This is a genomic window from Acidimicrobiales bacterium, from assembly GCA_035546775.1.
Lineage (GTDB): Bacteria > Actinomycetota > Acidimicrobiia > Acidimicrobiales > JACCXE01 > JACCXE01.
Map to the genome: position 1 here is coordinate 1 of DASZWD010000060.1, position 20,100 is coordinate 20,100.

Below are 20,100 nucleotides of genomic sequence, written 5' to 3' on the forward strand. Positions count from 1 at the left end.
GCGATAACCGTGCCTTCGAAGGACGCGAGCGCGTCTTCGAGCGCTTCGGCGGAAACGAGGTCGAGGTTGTCGGTCGGTTCGTCGAGCAGCAGCAGCGTGGCGCCGGACAGCTCCAGCAGCAGCACCTGCAGGCGCGCCTGCTGGCCTCCGCTGAGCGTCTCGAAGGGCTGCTCGGCCTGGTTCTGCAGTTCGTAGCGACGCAGGCGCGCCATCGCCTGGCCGAGCGTGAGGCCGCGCGCTTGGAGGATCTTGACCACGTACTGGCCGATCAGCTCGGGGTGATCGTGGGTCTGGGAGAAGTGGCCGGGCACGACGCGGGCGCCGAGTTCGGCCTTGCCCTCATGGCCGATGTCCTGGCCGGCGAGCAGCTTGAGGAAGTGGGTCTTGCCGGTGCCGTTCGGGCCGATGACGGCGACGCGCTCGCCGAACCAGATCTCGCCGGTGTACGGATCGGTCAGCCCGTCGATGGCGAGGTCCTCGAGGATGACGACGCGCTTGCCGGTGCGCCCGCCGCCGAGCTCCATCTTGATGTTCTGTTCCTTCGCCGCTTCCGGCGGCGGGCCCTCGGCCTCGAAGCGCTTGAAGCGCGTCTCCGCGGCGCGGGCGCGCGCCGCGTTCGCATCCGACATGCCGGCGCGGATCTTCATGATCCGCATGTAGTTCTTGAGCCGGTCGCGCTCGTCTTGCCAGCGCTTGAAGTCGTCGTCGAGCTTGGCGAGACGCGCCTGGCGCGCCGCGTGGTACGTGGCGAAGCCCTCACCGTGGGTCCAGGCGCCCGAGCCTTCGAGGGTGAGCACGCGCGACGCCGAGTCGGCGAGCAGCTGGCGATCGTGGGTGATGTAGAGGATCGTCTTGCTCGACGCCCGGATCTGCTCGGCGAGCCAGTTCTTGCCTCGCACGTCGAGAAAGTTGTCGGGCTCGTCGAGCAGGAGGATGTCGGCCTCGCTGCGCAGCAGCACTTCGAGGGCGAGGCGCTTCTGCTCGCCGCCCGAGAACGTCGTCAGCGGACGGTCCTTGATCTGGTCGTAGGGCTGGCGGATCGAGGCCAGCGCGGCGGCGTCCCACACGATCTCGAGGTCGTAGCCGCCGACGTCGCCCCACTTGGTGACGGCGTGGGCGACGCGCATCCCGTTGCGTTCCGACGGGTCCTCGGCGAGCGCCGCTTCGGCCGCCTTGAGCTCGAGGGCGGCGCGCGTCTGCTCGGGTTCCGCGAGCGTGATCAGCAAGTCGGTGGCCGTCTCCATCTGGCCGCGCATGCCGACGAGCTGGCGCATGACGCCGAGGCGGCCGTCGATGCGAATCGTGCCCTCGAGCACCTTGCCCTCGATGTCGTCGCCCGCGATCAGGCGCAGCAGCGTGGTCTTGCCGACGCCGTTGTCGCCCACGAGCGCCGTCTTGGTGCCGTTGCCGACGGTGAAGGACACGTCTTTGAACAGCGTCCGGCCACCCGGGACCTGGTACGCCAACTTGTCGACATTTATTGCGCCCACGGCGGCTACTTCCTACAGATGACTTCGCCGTGCACGACGATGAAGCTGGCGTCCGGTTGCGCCGCCCAGCGGCGCCACGCCGCAGCAATCTCTTCGAGTTCGCCGGGCGTGGTCAACCCATATTCCAGCGTTTGGGTGGCGAAGGACGATTCGAGGGCACGGTCGGCCCACAATCCGCCCCACCACTGCCGGGTCTCGGGCGTGGCGTAGGCCCAGTTCGACGCGCTGAACACGACGTCGTCGAAGCCCGCCTCGGCGGCCCAGTGGGGGAGGAACACGCCGGCGTCGGCCTCCGCCGCGTTGTGGTCGGTCAGCTGGTGGTACAGCGCCAGCCAGCGGTCGAGCACGGGGTCGGCGGGGTACCAGGCGAAGCTCGAATAGACACCGTCGCGCGCCGCCACGATGCCGCCGGGTTTGAGGACGCGCCGCCATTCGCGCAGGGCGGCGACGGGGTCGGTGAGGTGCTGGAGTACCTGATGGGCGTGCACGACGTCGAACGACGCGTCGGGAAAGTCGAGGTTGTAGGCGTCGCCGACGGCGAACGCCACGCCCTCGGCGCCGAGGGCGCGTGCCGCGGCAATTGCGTCGTCCGCGGCGTCGATACCGATGACGCGGCCGGGCGCCACGCGCGTCGCGAGGTCGACGGTGATCGAGCCCGGGCCGCAACCCACGTCGAGAACGTCGAGGCCCGCGCGCAGGTGCGGAATCAGGTAGGCGGCCGAGTTGTCGACGGTCCGGTTGCGGTGGCTGCGCAGCACCGATTCGTGGTGGCCGTGGCTGTAGGTGTCGGGCATGCGCCGTCCAATAAATCACGTGCCTGGCATTCGGCCAAAGCGGCAGACTGCTCGATGGACTGGGGGAAGGTCACCAATGCATCTACAAGCTCTCTGGCGAGTGCGGAGTTACGTCCGGCCGCACTTGCGATCGATGATCCTGATGACACTGGCTGCCATGGGCGGCACGGTGGTCGCCGCCTACCTGCCGCTCGTCACCCAGCGAATGATCGACGGGCCGCTCAGCCACCACCACCGGCCGGGGGTCGCACCGCTGGCGCTGCTGGCGCTGTCGGTCGGCGTCGTCGATGGCGGCCTCGCCTTCGTTCGTCGCATCATGCTCGCCTACGCCGCCACCGACCTCGAGACGGCGATGCGCAACGACTTCTACGCCCACGTGCAGCGCCTCGACCTGGCGTTCCACGACCGCTGGCAGACGGGCCAGCTGCTGTCGCGGGCCAACAGCGACGTGTCGGTCATCCGCCGCTTCATCGGCTTCGGTCTCGTCTTCCTGTTCGTGAACACGTTCACGTTTCTCTACGTGTGCGCCGAGTTGGCGACGCGCCACGTCGGTCTGGCCGTGCTCACCTTCGTCGGCTTCCTGCCCGTCATCTTCATCTCGAAGCAGTTCAACGCCACGTACGGCACCGTGACGCGCCGCGTGCAGGACCAGATCGGCGACCTCACGACGCAGATCGAGGAGGCGGCGCAGGGCGTGCGCGTCATCAAGGCGTACGGCCGGCGCGAGACGATGCTCGCCAAGTTCATGACCGCCGCGACGGCGATCCACGACACGTCGATGGAGCAAACGCGGCTGCGGGCCCGCTTCTTCGGCCTGCTGGGCCTCATGCCCAAGCTGGTGCAGGCGATGGTGCTGCTGGGCGGCGCGTACGCGGTGTCGCACGCCTCGCTGTCGCCCGGCAACCTCGTTGCCTTCTTCTCGCTCCTCATCCTGCTGGTGTGGCCCGTGGAGTCGCTGGGCGAAATCCTGTCCATGGGCGAGGAAGCGGCCACGGCGGCGCAGCGCATCTACGAGGTCTTCGACACCAAGGCCACGATCGCCGACGCGCCTGACGCCGTCGACGCGAAGGCCGCCGGTCCGGCGTCGGTGCGCTTCGACCACGTTGGCTTCACCTTCCCGGGTGCCGACACCGCGGTGCTGCGCGACGTCAACCTCGAGATCCAGCCGGGCGAAACGCTGGCGCTCGTCGGCGCCACCGGGTCGGGCAAGACGACGCTGCTGGCGCTGATCGGTCGACTCTCGGACGCGAGCCAAGGGCGCGTGCTGCTCGACGGCGTCGACGTGCGCGAGCTCACACTCGAGTCGTTGCGGGCGCGCGTATCGGTCGCCTTCGACGACCCCACGCTGTTCTCGGCGTCGGTGCGCGAGAACGTGTTGCTCGGTTCCCCCGATCTCGGTGACGGCGAACTGGCCGAAGCGCTCGACGTCGCCAGTGCGTCGTTCGTCCACGAGTTGCCGTGGGGGCTCAACACGCGGGTGGGCGAGCAGGGCATCTCGCTGTCGGGCGGGCAGCGCCAGCGGCTGGCCCTGGCGCGCGCCGTCGTCGGCAAGCCGGCGGTACTCGTGATGGACGACCCGCTGTCGGCCCTCGACGTGCGCACCGAGCAAGCGGTGCACGAGGCGCTGCACCAGGTGCTGCGCGACGTCACCGCCATCATCGCCGTGCACCGCCCGTCGACCGTCGCCCTCGCCGATCGCGTCGCCTTCCTGCACGACGGCCGCATCGCCGCGACGGGCACGCACGCGGAGCTGCTGGCCACGAACCCGGCGTACGCCGCCGTCATCGGTGACGAAACGGAGGTGCTGGACCATGACGCTGCCTAACGACGCGGCCACGCCCAACGAGGCCGACTGGCGGGGGGTCGCGGCCGAGGACATCGACGACGTCACTTCGTCGCTCGGCGCGTTCCTGCGCGGCCGCAGCAAGCGGCTGCTCTTCTCGCTGCTGCAACCGCACAAGCGTGAACTGTCGGAGTCGATCGCCGTCATCACCGTCTACAGCCTGTGCAGCCTCGCTGGGCCCTACCTCGTCAAGCGCGCCCTCGACGACGGCATCCCGCGCATGATGCACGGCGGCAGCCCGGCGCACCTGCTCGTCACCGTCGGCCTGTTCGTGTTGTGCGCCGCCATCGCCGCGGTGGCGGACTACGAGTTCAACTACCTGACGGGTTCGATCGGCCAGAAGGTGCTGCTCGAACTGCGCCGCCGGTTGTTCGACCACTTCCAGCGCCTGAGCATCTCGTTCCACGAGCGCTACACGTCGGGCCGCGTGATCTCGCGGCTGACCTCCGACGTCGAGGCGCTCGCCGAGTTGTTGAACTACGGCCTCACGACGCTGTCGTGGTCGGTGCTCTACCTCGTCGGCATCACGGCCTTCATGCTGTACCTCGACGTGCCGCTCGCTCTCGTGGCGCTGAGTTCGCTGCCCTTCGTGATCGCCCTCACGTGGTGGTTCCGGACGCGCTCGGCGCTGGCGTACCGCGCGACGCGCGAGGGCGTGACCGGCGTCATCGTGCAGTTCGTCGAGACCGTCGGCGGCATGCGGGCGGTCGCCGCCTTCCGGCGCGAGCCGCGCAACGACGCGATTTTCGCGGACCTCGACGACAAGTACCGCCGCGCCAACGTGTGGTCGATGCGGCTGGGCGCGGTCTACGGGCCCGGGTCGCGCGTGATCGGCAACTGCGCGGCGGCGGGCCTGTTGCTGGTGGGCGGCTGGCGCGTCATCCAGGGCGACGTCACCATCGGCACCCTCGCGGCGTTCCTGCTCTACATCAAGCAGCTGTTCGAGCCGGTGCAGGAGATCTCGCAGTTCTATTCGATCTTCCAGTCAGCCGCCGCCGCGCTCGAGAAGCTGTCGGGCGTGTTGGAGGAGGCGCCGACGGTGCTCGAGCCGTTGCAGCCGGCCGACGCGTCGTCGCTGCACGGCGGCGTCGAGTTCGACCACGTCACCTTCGAATACCGCCCCGGTCGTCCCGTGCTCCACGACGTCGATCTGCGCATCGAGGCCGGGACGACGATCGCCCTCGTCGGCCGTACCGGCGCCGGCAAGTCGACGATCGCCCGTCTGCTGTCGCGGTTCTACGACCCGACGCAGGGCGCGGTGCGGCTCGACGGCATCGACCTGCGCGATCTTGCCGACGACGACCTGCGGCGCGCGGTGGTCGCCGTCACCCAGGAGTCGTTCCTGTTCGAAGGGTCGATCGCGTGGAACATCGGACTCGGCCGTCCAGATGCCTCGCGCGCCGAGATCGAGGCCGCGGCGCGCGCCATCGGCGCCCACGACTTCATCGCCGCGCTCCCCGAGGGCTACGACACCGACGTCGCCAAGCGCGGCGGGCGCCTGTCGTCGGGGCAGAAGCAGCTGGTGTCGTTCGCCCGCGCCTTCCTCGCCGATCCCAAGGTGCTGATCCTCGACGAGGCTACGTCGTCGCTCGACTTGCCCACCGAGCGTCTGGTGCAGGCGGCGCTCGACACCCTGCTCGCCGACCGCACCGCGGTGATCATCGCCCACCGCCTGTCGACCGTCGAGATCGCCGACCGTGTCCTGGTCGTCGACGACGGCCGCATCGTCGACGACGGCCCACCCGGCACCGTCCTCCCGACCCTGAGAATCGCGTAATCGCCGCCGAACGCAAACCGAACTGGGCGCGTCATATGGCGCAAAACACCATCTGACGCGCCCAGTTCGGGCGCTTAGGGCTGGGTGACTTCGGCGGCTAGGGAGGACAGGGCGACGCCGCGCTTGGCTTCGCGGATCATGTGCTGGTCGAGACCGTTGGTCAGGTAGACGAAGGACAGCCCGGACTCGGGGTCGGCCCAGGCGATCTGGCCGCCGGCGCCGTTGTGGCCGAAGGTGCGGGGCGACTGGGTCTTGCCGAAGCCGCGCATGCTCGCCTTGCCGTCGTCGCCGGCGATGATGACGCCGAGGGCTCGGTTGGCCGGCGTGTTGAACAATGGGTCGCCGAAGCTGTTGCGCACCTTCGACGTGGCGTCGCGCAACACGTCGTCATCCCAGATGCCCTTCTGGTTGTGGAGCAGCTCCTGGTAGAAGAGCGCGTAGTTACGCGCCGTGGTGACGCCGCCGCCACCGGGCACACCGAGGGCGCGGCGCGCCGGCTGGTTGAACGAAAGGAGCGCCTCGGGTGTCACCTCCGTCGCCGGGAACTCCCGCACGCCGAACGTCGCTTCCATCTCGTCGGGCGAAATCGGCTCGCCGACGTTGACGAGCGTGGCGATGTTGTCGCCGTCGCTTTCCGGAATGCCGAGCACCCGCGGGATGCCGATCGGTGTGGTGACGCGTTGCTCGATCACGTCGAGGAAGTTCTGCCCCGTCGCCACCTCGATGAGTTCGGCGAGCACCCAGTGCGCGGTCGTCGCGTGGTACTCGTAGCGCGTCCCCGGCTCCCAGTTGGTCTTCCAGTTGGCGAAGCGACTGCGCCGGCCTTCCGAGGTGGCCATCTCCATGTCCCACCCGTTGCGGGGGAAGCCGGAGGTATGCAGCATCACCTGCTCGACGGTGATGTCGTCCTTGCCGTTGCTGGCGAACTCGGGGATGTAGTCGGCGACGCGCGCGTCGACCTTGATCGACCCTTCGGCGATACACGTCCACACCGTCGAGGCCACGAGCGCCTTGGTCGCCGAGAAGATCGTGTAGCGCGTGTCCTCGTCGGCGTCGCCGAGGACACCGGACGACACGATCTCGCCGTCGAGGCCGAAGGCCCATTGGCACGACGGCAACAGTCCGGCGTCGACCTCACGACGGACGCGGGCTTCGAACTTCTCGACGTTGATCATGCGGTCACCTCGTATCGCTTGACGTTGTTTTCGACGGTCATGTCGGCGCGGCCGGCCTGGCGCAGGAACTCCAGGTGGGCGTAGCACTCGCCGTCGGCCATGTGCCCGATCTTGTCGGGGTGGAACAGGAAGGTGGACAGCTCGCGCACCGTGGCCGGCTTGCCCAATTCGGCCGAGCCCTTGCGCAGGCGGTCGAAGCGCTCCTCGTGGTGCTCGATGATCTCGCGGCATCGCTGTGCCGCGTCGTCGATGACGACGCCGTGGGCCGGCAACGCGCAGCGCACGTCAGGTAGAGCGGCGGTGCGCTCGAGCGACGCGAAGTAGTCGAGCAGGGGGTTGCTGCCACTGGCGATGCCCGAGATGTAGGGCGTGATGTGGGGCAGCACATGATCGCCGGTGAAGACGAAGCCGCCCTCGGGATCGTGGATGCACAAGTGGTCGAGCGTGTGGCCCGGCGTGTGCACCGCGAACATGTCGCGGCCCGCCAGGCGCAGCACGTCGCCGTTGCGGACGCGTCGCGCCGGTTCGGGCAGGCGGTAGTTGCCGAAGATGCGCGAGCGCATCAGGCGGAACTGCAGACGGCGCCCGCGTGGTGGGCCGACCTCGCGGGTCTCGCCGTCCCACGGGTTTGGGTCCAGGAACGGGTTGCCCTCGGGCAGCGAGTGGTCGTGGGCCATGTCGGTGTCGCCGTGGTTGCACGGCGCATCGGCGTTGCTCCAGAACGTGCGGAAGTTGTTGTGCGTGACGAGCTGGGCGTTGGCCTCGGTCGCCAGCCGTCCGGCACAGCCGAAGTGGTCGGGGTGCGAATGGGTGACGAGCACGGTGTGCACATCGCTCAGCTTGTAGCCGGCGTTCTTGAGGTGGGACTTGACCCACTTCCACGTGTTCGGCCCCGGCACGCCGACGTCGATGATGGCGAGGCCGCGGTTGTCGACGAGGCCGTACATGTTGACGTGGCCGAGGCCCGGCATCTGGATCGGCAGCTGCATCCGGATCACGTTTTGGCCGAGGTCGACGACGTCGGCGGTGGCGGGCGCCTGCTCGCTCTTGCGGTATTCAGCCATGTGGTCGCTCACCGTACTTGACCAACCGGTCAAGTTGTCGCGAGGCTGCGCCCATGAAGATTTCCACCGCAGTGAACTACGCCGGCGACGTGGTCGCTGCCGCCGACCAGGTCGCGCAACTCGAGTCCGCCGGCATCGACACCGTGTGGGTCGCCGAGGCCTACTCGTTCGACGCCGTGAGCCTCATGGGCTACCTCGCGGCCAAGACCAGCACCGTCAACATCGGCTCGGGAATCCTCAACATCTACTCGCGCACGCCGTCGTGCCTGGGCCAGACGGCCGCCGGTCTCGACGCCGTCAGCAACGGTCGGGCCATTCTCGGTCTCGGCGCGTCGGGCCCGCAGGTCATCGAGGGTTTCCACGGACTGCCGTACGACCGGCCGCTGGCCCGCACCCGCGAGATCATCGAGATCTGCCGGATGATGTGGCGCCGCGAGCCCGTCGAGCACAAGGGCATCTACAACTTGCCCTTGCCCGAAGGTCAGGGGACGGGCCTCGGCAAGGCGCTCAAGCTGATCAACCATCCGGTACGGGCCAACATCCCGATCTACGTGGCCGCCATCGGTGAGAAGAACGTGACGATGACCGCCGAGATCGCCGACGGTTGGATGCCGATCTTCTTCATGCCCGAGAAGGCACACATGGTGTGGGGCGACGCGCTCAAGGCCGGCAAGGCGAAACGCGACCCGTCGCTGCCCGAACTCGACGTGGTTGCCGGCGGCCTGCTCGCCATCGGCGACGGGGTCGAGGGTCTGCGCGACTTCATGCGTCCCGCCTTGGCGCTCTACATCGGCGGCATGGGGGCGCGGGGCAAGAACTTCTACAACGAACTCGCCTGCCGCTACGGCTTCGAAAAAGAAGCCAAGGAAATCCAGGACCTCTACCTCGACGGCAAGAAGCAGGAAGCCGCGGCGGTGGTGCCGGCCGAGATGCTCGAGTCGATGACGCTCGTCGGCCCCGAGGGATACATCAAGGAGAAGATCGCGGCGTTCAAGGAAGCGGGGGTCACCAACCTCCAGGTGACCGCCGGCGGCCCGAACGCCATCACCGATCTCGAGAAGCTCAAGGCCTGGGCCGACTAGTTGCTGACGCTGCTGCTTTTGGCCGGCCTCGTGCTCGGCCCGCTGCTGCTGGCGCGCCTACCGCGTCTGCCCGCTGCTCCCGGTCCTGTCGTCGTGTCGCCGCAGGCGACGGTCGACATCACGGTGCTGGTCGAGGGGCAGCCGGCGGAACTGCCGACGCAGCGGCCGTTGCCGGCGAACGCCGGCGGCTCCACCGTGACGATGGCGCCGACGGTGCAGCTGGCGACGCCCGAGGCGTTGCTGCGCATCGCCACCGCGCTCGAGGACAACCCGTCGATCGCGGTGTACCCGTGGCGCAAGACGGCCACGCGCAAAGAAGCCCTGGCGACCTTCTTCGTCTTGTACGAAGCGATGACGATGGCGCCGTCCGCGCCGCCGACGGGGCTGGTGGCGCGGCGACCCGACGCGTCCGACGACGCGCCGCCCAAGGTGTACCTCGGCGGCCACGTCGTGGCCGAGCGCGTGGCGGAAGGCTGGGCGGAGCGCGACACGCAGGAACAGCCCCTGGCGCTCGTCGGCGCGATGGTGTTCTTCATCACCGTGGCGCTGTGCGCGGTGCGCTTTGTCGCCGACCCGTCGTGGGCCACTTTTGCCCTCTACGCCGCGGCGGTGTTCTCGATCAGCCTGTGCTTGCGCCAGGTCGGCAAGTTCGCTCGCCTGGCCACGATCCTGTATCCGGTGACGCTGGGCTACTGGGTTGTGCACGCCCTGATTGCGCCCTTCCGCCGCAAAGCCTGAGGTGTGACGATCGGCCGGTAACCTTGGCCACACAATGGCTGACGTTGGACCGAACGAATGGCTGGTCGAGGAGATGTTCGACCAGTACAAGGCCGACCCGAACTCCGTGCCCGAAAGCTGGCGCGAGTTCTTCGCTGACTACCGGCCGAACGCAGCACCGGTAACGAACGGTTCTTCGCCGGCGCCTGTGGCGCCGGCACCGCCCGCCGCGGCGCCAACTGGTCCTGCCCAGCCCCCGAAACCGGTCGTGGACAGCACCAGTTCGGAGAGCGAGGAACCCGAAGGGGTCCCCTTGCGGGGGGCGGCGGCGCGCATCGTCGTCAACATGGAGCAGAGCCTCGGCGTGCCGACGGCGACCTCGGTGCGCCAGGTCCCGGCCAAGCTGCTCGAGGTCAACCGCAAGATCCTGAACAACCACCTGAGCCGCACCCGCGGCGGCAAGGTGAGCTTCACCCACTTCATCGGCTACGCCATCGTGCGCGCCGCCAACAAGGTGCCGGTGATGAACTCATCGTTCGTCGACGGCAACCCGGCGCGCGTGGTCACGCACAAGAACCTGGGCCTTGGCCTCGCCGTCGACCAGACGAAGTCCGACGGCTCCCACACGTTGCTGGTGCCCGTCATCAAGAACGCCAACCACCTCGACTTCCACGGCTTCTGGTCCGCCTACGAAGAGCTGATCCGCAAAGTGCGCACCGGCAAGATCACCCCGGACGACTTCGCCGGCGCCACCATGAGCCTCACCAACCCCGGCACCATCGGCACCGTGAGTTCGGTGCCGCGGCTCATGCCAGGCCAGGGAGCGATCGTCGGCGTCGGTTCGCTCGACTATCCGGCCGAGTACCAGGCGGCCGATCCCTCGACGCTGGCCAAGCTCGGCGTGAGCAAGGTCATGACCCTCACGTCGACCTATGACCACCGCATCATCCAGGGCGCCGAGTCGGGCGAGTTCCTCCAGTGGGTGCACAAGTTCCTCCTCGGCGAGGAAGCTTTCTACGACGACATCTTCCGCTCGATGGGGGTGCCCTACGAGCCGGTGCGGTGGCGGCGCGACGCCACGGGCGACAGCCTCGACGAGGAACGGTCGCGCTACGCCAAGCAGGTCCACGTCCACACGCTGATCAACATGTACCGGGTGCGCGGCCACCTCATCGCCGACCTCGACCCGCTGGCGGCCAAGGACCCGCACATGCACCCCGAGCTCGACCCCGCCACTTACGGGCTCACGCTGTGGGACCTTGACCGCGAGTTCTACGCCGACGGGCTCGCCGGGCGCGACGTGATGACGTTGGGCGACATCCTCGGGTTGCTGCGCGACGCGTACTGCCGCACCGTGGGCGTCGAGTACATGCACATCCAGGAGCCGGATCAGAAGCGCTGGATCCAGGAGCACGTCGAGGGCGTCTCGACGCAGCTCACGACCGACGAGCAGCAGTGGATCATGTCTCGGCTCAACGCGGCGGAGGCCTTCGAGAAGTTCCTCCACACCAAGTACATCGGCCAGAAGCGTTTCGGCCTCGAAGGCGGCGAGTCCGCCATCCCGCTCATCGAGACGGTGATCGACGAAGCGGCGGCCGCCGGGGTCGGTGAAGCCGTGCTCGGCATGGCTCATAGAGGTCGCCTCAACGTGCTGACCAACGTCATCGGCAAGAGCTACCGCGAGCTGTTCCGCGAATTCGAAGGCGACCTCGATCCCGACACCGTCCAGGGTTCGGGCGACGTGAAGTACCACAAGGGCGCAGTGGGCACCTTCACCGGTCGCCACGACCTGCCGATCGCCGTCACGCTGGCGTCGAACCCGTCGCACCTCGAAGCCGTCGACCCCGTCGTCGAAGGCATGGCGCGGGCCAAGCAGGACCTGTTCCCCAACTGGGACGACACCAAGCGCGGCGCCACCGTCATGAGCCTGTTGATCCACGGCGACGCGGCGTTCGCCGGCCAGGGCGTCGTCGCCGAGACGCTCAACCTGTCGATGCTGCCGGGCTACCGCACCGGGGGCACGGTGCACCTCGTCATCAACAACCAGGTTGGTTTCACGACGTCGCCCGAGTCGGCGCGCTCGTCGGTGTACGCCACCGACGTCGCCAAGATGGTGCAGGCGCCGATCTTCCACGTGAACGGCGACGACCCTGAGGCGTGCGTGCGCGTCGCCAAGCTGGCGTTCGCGTTCCGGCAGGCGTTCGAGAAGGACGTCGTGATCGACATGGTGTGTTACCGCCGCTTCGGTCACAACGAAGGCGACGAGCCGAGCTACACGCAGCCGCAGATGTACGAGCGCATCGAGCAGAAGCGGTCGGTCCGCAAGCTGTACACCGAAGCCCTCGTCAAGCGCGGCGACCTCACGATGGAAGACGCCGAGCGCATGCTCGACGACTTCTCGGCGCGTCTGCAAGCGGCGCTCGAAGAGACGCGGGAGTCGAAGCGGCCGATGCCGACGAGCCTGCCGGCGCCGCCGCCGACCGTCGTGGCGCTCTCACCGTTGACGGGCGTCGCCCGGGACGTGCTCGACCGCGTGGCCCAGGCGGTGCACGAGTTCCCGCCGAACTTCACCGTGCACCCCAAGCTGCAGAAGCAGCTCGAAGCCCGCGCCAAGCTCTACGCCGAGGGTCACGTCGACTGGGCACTCGGTGAACAGATGGCGTTCGGTTCGCTGCTCATCGAAGGCACCGACGTGCGCATCGCCGGTCAGGACACGCGGCGCGGCACGTTCAGTCATCGCCACGCCGTGCTCGTCGACTACCACACGGGTGTCGAGCACGTGCCGCTGTGGGATCTCGGTCCCGACCAGGGCCGCTTCTTCATCTACGACTCGCTGCTGTCGGAGTACGCGGCGCTCGGCTTCGAGTACGGCTACTCCGTCGTGCAGAAGGACGCGCTGGTCGCCTGGGAGGCGCAGTTCGGCGACTTCGCCAACGGCGCCCAGATCATCATCGACCAGTTCCTCGTGGCGGCCGAGGACAAGTGGCAGCAGACGTCGGGTCTGGTGCTGCTGCTGCCGCACGGCTACGAAGGCCAGGGCCCGGAGCACTCGAGTGCGCGCCTCGAACGATTCCTCGGCGCGTGCGCGGAGGACAACATCACCGTGGCGTCACCCACCACCGCGGCGCAGTACTTCCACATCCTGCGTCGCCAGGTGCGCGGCGACCGGCGCAAGCCGCTGGTGATCATGAGCCCGAAGTGGCTGTTGCGACGCAAGGAGGCGTACTCGCCGATCGAGGATCTCGTCGAGGGTCGCTTCCACGAAGTGCTCGACGACGCGTCCATCACCGATCCCGACAGCGTGCGCCGCGTGGTGTTTGCCGGCGGCAAGGTCGCCGTACAGGTCACCGAGGAGCGCGACAAGCGCAGTGCGCCCGTGGCGATCGTCCGGGTGGAGCAGCTCTACCCGTGGCCCGAGGAACAGATCGCGGCGATTCTCGACAAGTACGCTCACATCCAGGACGTCGTATGGCTCCAGGAAGAGCCGCGCAACATGGGCGCGTTCACGTACCTGCGGGGCAAGCTCGCGCGCGTCGTCGGTGACGAGTTCCCCATCATCGAGGTGACCCGCGTCGAGTCGGGTTCGCCCGCTGCGGGCTCCGCCGCCAGCCACGCCATCGAGCAAGCCGACCTGTACGACCGGGCGCTCACCGTCTAACCCTGGAGCCACACCTCCGGGCCTGACCCGGCGTACAGCGACGTGTTGACGCGGTGCACGCCGCGGGCCCAGTAGTCACCGACGTGTTCGGGGAAGGCGTGGGTCTCGTGGGGCTGGAGCGTCGCGTGGTCGTATCCCAGGTCGACGGTCTGGGGCGCGGCGGTGTTGTTCACGAACGTGAGCTGGTTCTCGGAGTGCACGATGACGCAGCGCGGCGACGGCACGTCGGGATTGAGCGTGATCTGCGCCGCCCCACCCTCGGGCGCATTGCCGCACCCGCTGGCCGCCGGCGTCGACGCATCCGGCTCGATCAGTGTCGTCGGGGTCGTCGGCGACGTCGTCGGTGTCGTGGTGGGTGTCGTCGTCGGCGTCGAATCGTTCGGCGCGGTGATCGCCTGGGGCGCCGTCGTGACGGGGTCGGCGAGCTTCGGTTCGTCCTTGCCGCACGCCGCCAGACCGGTCAGGAGCAGCGCCACCGCCGCGAGCCGCTTCACAGCCCGAGGTGGCCCTTCAACTCGGCGAGCGCGTCGCCCGGGTCGATGAACTTGATCGTCGTCATGCCCATCGCCTTGGCCGGCTTGAGGTTGATACCGAGGTCGTCGAGGTAGACGCACTCGACCGGCGTGACACCGAGGGCGTCGCACGCCAGCGAATAGAAGCGCGGATCAGGTTTGCGGACGCCGACGCGGCTCGACTCGACGATGACCGTGAACTTGTCGTGCCACTCGCTGGGCTCCATCGGCGCGAAGTTGTTCGTCACGCCGGCGTTCATGAGCCCGGCGTCGTTGATGGCGTCGATCATGGCGAAGACCTCGGGACGCATCTCACCGCGCAACGCCTGGAGGACGGCGAGGGCGTCGAGGCGGTAGCCCAGCGCGGCGGCTTCGGCTTCGAAGGCGCGGGCGAACTGTTCGATCGTGTACTCGTTGCGCTCGAAGTGCGCCCACGCATTGGTATCCGGGTTGGTGGCGTTGAGCGTGCGGATGAAGTCACGCGGCAAGCCGTTCGCTTCCTCGTAGCGATTGAACGACTCGAACGGGCTCGTGGAGATCACCCCGCCGAAGTCCCACAGCACTGCCTTGAACACGCTCACCCTCCGAGGAGATCCTTCGACAGGACCTGCCACATCTGCGTCGACAACTCGAGCGACTCGACGTCGACCCGCTCGTTGTCGCCGTGGAACATCGCGCCGTAATCCTCGTAGGACATGTTGCTCGAGAACAACCCGAAGCCGTAACTCGGGATGCCCATGCGGCGGAAGAAGCGAGCGTCAGTGGCGCCGACCGTCAGGAACGGGATGCATTCGGCGCCGCCGGGCACGAGGGCGTTGCCGACGCGGTTCATCGCGTCCCACAGCGGCGTGTCGAAGGGCGACGCCGTCGACGTCTCGTCGGTCATCACGTCGATCGACACGCGATCGGACAACTCGCCGAGCACGTCGTCGAGCATCGCGCGGATGTCCGAGCCGGTCTGGCCCGGCAGGGTGCGGATGTCGACTTCGAGCTCGACGCGGTCGGGGATGACGTTGGTCTTGTGACCGCCGTGGATGACCGTCGGCGCGAACGTCGTGTGGGTGCAGGCGTGGGCTTGGCGGGCGAGGGCAACCGGCAGCGTCTCGACCAGCTTGTTGAGTTCGACGGGGTCGACGAGCAGCTCGGCGAATTCGGGCGGGAACATGCCAGTGACGAACTGGCGCCACACGTCGTGGATCATCGTCTCGGGCTTGTACTCGTTGAGGCGACGCACCACCTCGGCCGCGGTGACGAGCGCGTTGTCGGTCCGCAGCGGCTGGCTGCCGTGGCCGGGCGTCCCCTTGACCGTGAGGCGGCACCAGTACGTGCCCTTTTCGCCGACGATCACCGGCAGCTTGGTCCCGTTGGGCGTGGGCATCGGGAACCCGCCGGCCTCGGTGATGACGTAGTCGGCGCGCACGGCGTCGGTCTCGTGGTCCGCCATCCACCCGGCACCGTGCGTGCCCAGGGCCTCTTCGTCGGCGACGGCGAAGTAGATGAGCGTGCCCTCGGGCCGCCACCCCGCGTCGGCCAGGTTGCGGGTGGCCACGGCCATCGACGCCGTGAGGTTGAGCATGTCGACGGCGCCGCGGCCCCACACTTCGCCGTCGACCAGCTCACCGCCGAACGGGTCACGCTCCCAGCCCTCGGTGGCGGGCACGACGTCGGTGTGGCCCATCAGCATCAGCGTGGGCGCATCGGGATTCGTCCCTTCGATGCGGGCGACGAGCGACTTGCGCCCCGGCGTCGGCTCGTAGGTCTCGAGATCGATGCCCGGACCCTCGACGACGGACTGCAAAACGTCCGACGACCGGGACTCGTGGCCGGACTCGGGCGTGCCGTCGTTGACGCAGGCGTTGCGGATCAGCTGCTGGAGAACTTCGGTGACGGTGACGCTGTTCGGCACACCCGCACCCTAGAGTCCGTAACGCAATGCCGCAGAAGCCCCACCATGTGATCGTTGACGGCTCGAACATCGCCACCGAAGGGCGGTCGATGCCGAGCCTCGCCCAACTCGACGAAGCGGTGCGCGCCTTCATGGCCGAGTTCCCCGACGCGCAGATCACCGTCGTCGTCGACGCCACCTTCGGTCACCGCATCCCGCCCGAAGAGGTCCCGGCGTTCGACGAGGCCGTCGCCAACGCCGAGATCGTCTCGCCACCCGCCGGTGCGTTCGGCCGCGGCGACGCCTTCCTGCTGCGTATCGCCGAGAAGGTCGACGCCGACGTGCTGTCGAACGACTCGTTCCAGGAGTTCCATGGCGAGCACGAGTGGCTCTTCGACCGCGGCCGCCTGATCGGGGGCAAGCCCGTCCCCGGCATCGGCTGGATCTTCACGGCCCGTTCGCCCGTGCGGGGTCCGAAAAGTCGCGAGGCGGTGCGCCGCGCCCGCAGCGCGGTCGTCAGCGAAGCCATCAAGACCGCCACCGACGAAGCCACGTCGTCGCGCAGCCGCCGTGGCGGCCGGCGCCGGCCGTCGCCCAAGGGTCCGGCCGTCCCGCAGGTCGGCGACGCCCGACTGGCGCCGTTGAGCGCCGAGGAACTCGCCGAAGAAGAAGAGAAGCGGCGCCGCCGGCGCGGCCAGGTGCCGTCGGATCCGGTCAACGAGCCGATGGTCTTCCTCGGCTTCGTGGCGTCGCACCGGCCGGGTTCGACCGTCGACGGCACCGTCGAGGAGTTCACCAGTCATGGCGCGTTCGTGCGCGTCGGCGAAGCGCGCTGCTACCTGCCGCTCTCCGCGATGGGCGACCCGCCGCCGCGCGCCGCGCGCGACGTCGTGGCCAAGGGCGAGACGCGGGCGTTCGTGGTGCAGGCCTTCGACCCGCCCCGCCGCGGCATCGAACTCGCCATTCCTGAGTTCGCCAAGGTGTCGGGGGCGCCGTCGGAGGAGACCGTCGAGCAGGAGATCAACCGCACCAAGAAGCCGGCGAGCAAGAAGGAGGCCGCGCCGAAGAAGGCGCCGGTGCGCAAGACGGCGGCGAAGGCGGCGGCCAAGCCTGAGGCGCCGGAACTTGTGCTCGACGCGCCGGCCGAGACCGAGCCCGCGGCGCCAGTCAAGAAGCGCGCCGCCAAGAAGGCGGCGGCGGCGACGGAGGCCCCGAGCGCCGAGGCTCCCAAGAAGACCGCGACGAAGAAGGCCGCGGCGCCCAAGAAGGCGGCGGCCAAGAAGGCGGCGGCACCCAAGACGGAGGCCGCCAAGAAGGCGGCAGCCAAGAAGACGGCGGCACCGAAGAAAGCAGCGGTCAAGAAGACCGCCGCCAGGAAGACGACGGCCAAGAAGGCCGCCGCCGCGCCGACCGAAGAGTGACCGGGCCCGCCGAAGTCACCAAGGCCGAGCGGGCCCTCACCAAGCTCGACCCCGTCCTCAAGCGCCTCATCGCCGAGGCGGGGCCGTGCACGCTCGGCACCCCGACGCCGGGCACCACGTTCGTCACGCTGGCACGCGCCATCGTGTTCCAGCAGCTCGCCGGGCGCGCCGCGTCGGTGATCCACGGCCGCTTCGTCACCGCCATCGGCGGCAAGGTGACTCCCCAAGCCGTGCTGTCCACGCCCTTCGAGGAGCTGCGCGCCGCCGGCCTGTCGGGTAACAAGGCCACGTCGCTGATCGACTTGGCCAACGCCCACCTCGACGGGCGCATCAACACCCGCAAGATCCCGTCGATGACCGACGACGAGATCGTTGAGCACCTCTGCATGGTGCGTGGTATCGGTCGGTGGACTGCCGAGATGTTCCTCATGTTCCACCTCGGCCGCCTCGACGTGTGGCCCACGGGCGACCTCGGCGTCCGCAACGGTTACGGCAAGGCGTGGGGCCTGCCGACGACGCCGACGGCGAAGGACCTCGAACCCCTCGGCGACCGTTTCCGGCCCTGGCGCTCGGTCGTCGCCTGGTATTGCTGGGCGGCGGTGGAAGTGACCCCGCCCGAGGGCTGGTAGGTAATAGGCGTGCGCATCGCCACCTGGAACGTGAACTCGCTCACCGTGCGGATGCCCAGGATCGAGGAGTGGTTCGCCTACGCCGAGCCTGACGTCGTGTGCATGCAGGAGACCAAGGTGGCCGACAGCGCCTTTCCGTACTTGGCGTTTCAGTCGATGGGCTACGAGGTGGCGCACAACGGGACGGGCCGGTGGAACGGCGTCGCCATCGCGTCCCGCGTCGGCCTCGACGATGTGACCCTCGGCTTCGGCAAGGTCGACTGTCCGACCTTCGACAGTGACGACGTCGAACCGCGGGCCGTTAGTGCGACGTGCGGTGGCGTGCGGGTGACGTCGGTGTACGTGCCCAACGGCCGGGGCCTCGCCGACCCGCATTACGAGTACAAGCTGGCCTGGCTGGCGGCGTTGCGCGACGAGATCGCCGCCACCTCGTCGCCCAGCGAACCCGTCGTCATCGGTGGTGACTTCAACATCGCGCCCGAGGACAAGGACTGCTACGACCCGAAGAAGTTCCTGACCGACACGCATACGTCGCCGCGCGAGCGCGCCGCCCTGGCGGAGATCTGCGGCTGGGGCTTGGTCGACGCCTTTCGCACCCAGTACGACGCCGAGCGGCTGTACTCGTGGTGGGACTACCGGGCCGGCGACTTCCATCAAGGACGCGGCCTGCGCATCGACCTGGTGCTGGTGAGCACGCCGCTGGCCGACAAGGTGACCTTCGCCCTGATCGACCGCAACGCCCGCAAGGGCAAGCAGCCGTCGGACCACGCCCCCGTGATCGTGGACATCGATGTCTGACCACGACACCGATCGGGCCAACCGCATCAACGCGGTCACGCAGGCGCCCGTCGCCACCGAGCAGCGCGTCGCCGCCCGTGAGATGACCGACGAGCTGCGGCGGTTGATGGAAAGCGTCGTCGCCACCCAGGCCGACGCGGAGGCGATGCGCGCTGCGACGGCACAGCTGCGGGAGATCGCGGATGTCATCGGCGCCTACCCGCGTGGTCGCGTTTACGACTTCAGCGAATCGTCCGTCGCCGGTGACCCCGGCGCGTTCTTCGACAACAGCCCGGTGGCCGGGCTCGCCAACCCGCTGGCGCCGCCGCTGCGCATGCGCGCCGAAGATGACCGGATCATCGGGGAAGTGCGCTGGGGCAGCGCGTACGAGGGCGCGCCCGGGTGCGTCCACGGCGGCTATGTGCTCGCGGCGTTCGACGAAGTGCTCGGCCTCGCCCAGGACCTCGGCGGCCAGCCCGGCATGACGGGCACGCTGACGACGAAGTTCCGCCGACCCACGCCCCTGCACACCGACCTGCGGTTCGTGGCGCGCATCGATCGCATCGAGGGCCGCAAGACCTTCACTGTCGGCGAGCTCTACGACCCCGACGACAACCTGCTCGCCGAAGCCGACGCCGTGTTCATCACCGTCAACATGGGCAAGCTGAAGAAACTCGCCGACGAACGCGAGAAGCAGCGCCCCCGCTGACCCGCATCGCCCCATCGCGTTTCGAGCACCGTTAGCGGGGTGATTTGCGGCCGCGCCGGGTCGGATCACCCCCGTATGGGTGCTCGAAAGTGGGAGGGGGAGTGAAGGCCGCGCTAGCGGCGGAGGAGGCCGACGGGCGCCGGGATCTGGCGGCGTTCGACGTCGGCGGTGAAGAGGCGGTAGATCTCGTCGGCCGCGTCTTCGATGATTTTGGGCAGAGGCAGCGCGGCGGCACCAGAACCGACCAGCGGCTTCGGCTTACGAGGCGAAACCCAACCGGCTGAGCCGCCGCGGCCTCGGTACACGATGAGCCCGGACACGGGGTCGGGCACCGCATCGAGCGCGATCTGCACGGCGAGCGTCTGGCGGTACCGCTCCCAGTCGGCTTCGCTCTCGAAGCGGACCTCGAACACGACGCCCCAGGTGTGGCTGTGCCAGTTCCAGTCGGTGGCGCCGGTGCGGAGTGCGGTTTCGACGAGGCTGTCGCCCACGTTTTCCTGCCAGGCGCGCGCCGAGAAGGGTCCGTCGAAGACCTCGATCGACATCCAATACGCCATCGCGCCGTCA

The 20,100-nt window shown here is 68.5% G+C and carries 17 protein-coding genes; 9 read left to right on the forward strand and 8 right to left on the reverse strand.

The window, feature by feature from the left end; genetic code table 11:
- Together VHC63_15055 and VHC63_15060 are read right to left on the reverse strand one after the other, a co-directional pair.
- A partial coding sequence (locus VHC63_15055) for an ATP-binding cassette domain-containing protein (GenBank protein HVV37926.1) occupies positions 1–1,490 on the reverse strand: 1,490 nt, incomplete at its 3' end.
- 5 nt (positions 1,491–1,495) lie between these two features.
- On the reverse strand, positions 1,496–2,284 hold the full coding sequence (locus tag VHC63_15060) for a methyltransferase domain-containing protein (GenBank protein HVV37927.1): 789 nt from the start codon (positions 2,282–2,284) through the stop codon (positions 1,496–1,498).
- Positions 2,285–2,426: 142 nt separating this feature from the next.
- Between VHC63_15060 and VHC63_15065 the strand changes: the two genes are divergently transcribed.
- Positions 2,427–4,109, forward strand: coding sequence for an ABC transporter ATP-binding protein (locus VHC63_15065; protein HVV37928.1), 1,683 nt, complete (start codon positions 2,427–2,429; stop codon positions 4,107–4,109).
- Positions 4,096–5,904: an ABC transporter ATP-binding protein gene (locus VHC63_15070; protein HVV37929.1), complete on the forward strand. Its 1,809-nt coding sequence runs from the start codon at positions 4,096–4,098 to the stop codon at positions 5,902–5,904. Before VHC63_15065 ends, VHC63_15070 begins: the two co-directional genes overlap by 14 nt.
- Positions 5,905–5,978: 74 nt before the next feature.
- Here VHC63_15070 and VHC63_15075 read toward each other — a convergent pair whose 3' ends face one another.
- Positions 5,979–7,079, reverse strand: coding sequence for a serine hydrolase domain-containing protein (locus tag VHC63_15075; protein HVV37930.1), 1,101 nt, complete (start codon positions 7,077–7,079; stop codon positions 5,979–5,981).
- Positions 7,076–8,143, reverse strand: coding sequence for an MBL fold metallo-hydrolase (locus VHC63_15080; protein ID HVV37931.1), 1,068 nt, complete (start codon positions 8,141–8,143; stop codon positions 7,076–7,078). Before VHC63_15080 ends, VHC63_15075 begins: the two co-directional genes overlap by 4 nt.
- A gap of 53 nt (positions 8,144–8,196) precedes the next feature.
- Here VHC63_15080 and VHC63_15085 point away from each other — a divergent pair, with 53 nt between their 5' ends.
- The 3 genes from VHC63_15085 to VHC63_15095 are packed head-to-tail and all read left to right on the forward strand — an operon-like array spanning position 8,197 to position 13,600.
- Complete coding sequence (locus VHC63_15085; protein HVV37932.1) at positions 8,197–9,225, forward strand: LLM class F420-dependent oxidoreductase; 1,029 nt, start codon at positions 8,197–8,199, stop codon at positions 9,223–9,225.
- Positions 9,226–9,963: a hypothetical protein gene (locus VHC63_15090; GenBank protein HVV37933.1), complete on the forward strand. Its 738-nt coding sequence runs from the start codon at positions 9,226–9,228 to the stop codon at positions 9,961–9,963.
- 34 nt (positions 9,964–9,997) lie between these two features.
- Positions 9,998–13,600 (forward strand): multifunctional oxoglutarate decarboxylase/oxoglutarate dehydrogenase thiamine pyrophosphate-binding subunit/dihydrolipoyllysine-residue succinyltransferase subunit, encoded by a 3,603-nt coding sequence (locus tag VHC63_15095; GenBank protein ID HVV37934.1) that lies wholly within the window; start codon positions 9,998–10,000, stop codon positions 13,598–13,600.
- Here VHC63_15095 and VHC63_15100 read toward each other — a convergent pair.
- The 3 genes from VHC63_15100 to VHC63_15110 are packed head-to-tail and all read right to left on the reverse strand — an operon-like array spanning position 13,597 to position 16,018.
- A complete protein-coding gene (locus VHC63_15100) occupies positions 13,597–14,094 on the reverse strand; it encodes a hypothetical protein (protein ID HVV37935.1) in 498 nt (165 codons plus the stop codon). The genes VHC63_15095 and VHC63_15100 overlap by 4 nt on opposite strands.
- Positions 14,091–14,693: an HAD-IA family hydrolase gene (locus VHC63_15105; protein ID HVV37936.1), complete on the reverse strand. Its 603-nt coding sequence runs from the start codon at positions 14,691–14,693 to the stop codon at positions 14,091–14,093. Before VHC63_15105 ends, VHC63_15100 begins: the two co-directional genes overlap by 4 nt.
- Positions 14,690–16,018, reverse strand: a complete 1,329-nt coding sequence (locus VHC63_15110) for a M20/M25/M40 family metallo-hydrolase (protein HVV37937.1) — start codon at positions 16,016–16,018, stop codon at positions 14,690–14,692. Before VHC63_15110 ends, VHC63_15105 begins: the two co-directional genes overlap by 4 nt.
- A 26-nt stretch (positions 16,019–16,044) precedes the next feature.
- On the opposite strand from VHC63_15110, the gene VHC63_15115 reads away from it, so the two are divergent.
- Genes VHC63_15115 through VHC63_15130 form a run of 4 tightly spaced genes read left to right on the forward strand, consistent with a single transcriptional unit; the run spans position 16,045 to position 19,533 of the window.
- Complete coding sequence (locus VHC63_15115; protein ID HVV37938.1) at positions 16,045–17,418, forward strand: S1 RNA-binding domain-containing protein; 1,374 nt, start codon at positions 16,045–16,047, stop codon at positions 17,416–17,418.
- A complete protein-coding gene (locus VHC63_15120; GenBank protein ID HVV37939.1) occupies positions 17,415–18,047 on the forward strand; it encodes a DNA-3-methyladenine glycosylase in 633 nt (210 codons plus the stop codon). Before VHC63_15115 ends, VHC63_15120 begins: the two co-directional genes overlap by 4 nt.
- A 9-nt stretch (positions 18,048–18,056) precedes the next feature.
- Entirely contained in the window at positions 18,057–18,845 is a 789-nt protein-coding gene (locus VHC63_15125) for an exodeoxyribonuclease III (protein HVV37940.1), read from the forward strand.
- A complete protein-coding gene (locus tag VHC63_15130; GenBank protein HVV37941.1) occupies positions 18,838–19,533 on the forward strand; it encodes a PaaI family thioesterase in 696 nt (231 codons plus the stop codon). Before VHC63_15125 ends, VHC63_15130 begins: the two co-directional genes overlap by 8 nt.
- Before the next feature lie 113 nt (positions 19,534–19,646).
- Here the strand turns inward: VHC63_15130 and VHC63_15135 are convergent, their stop codons facing one another.
- Complete coding sequence (locus tag VHC63_15135) at positions 19,647–20,090, reverse strand: hypothetical protein (protein ID HVV37942.1); 444 nt, start codon at positions 20,088–20,090, stop codon at positions 19,647–19,649.
- Positions 20,091–20,100 lie beyond the last annotated feature (10 nt).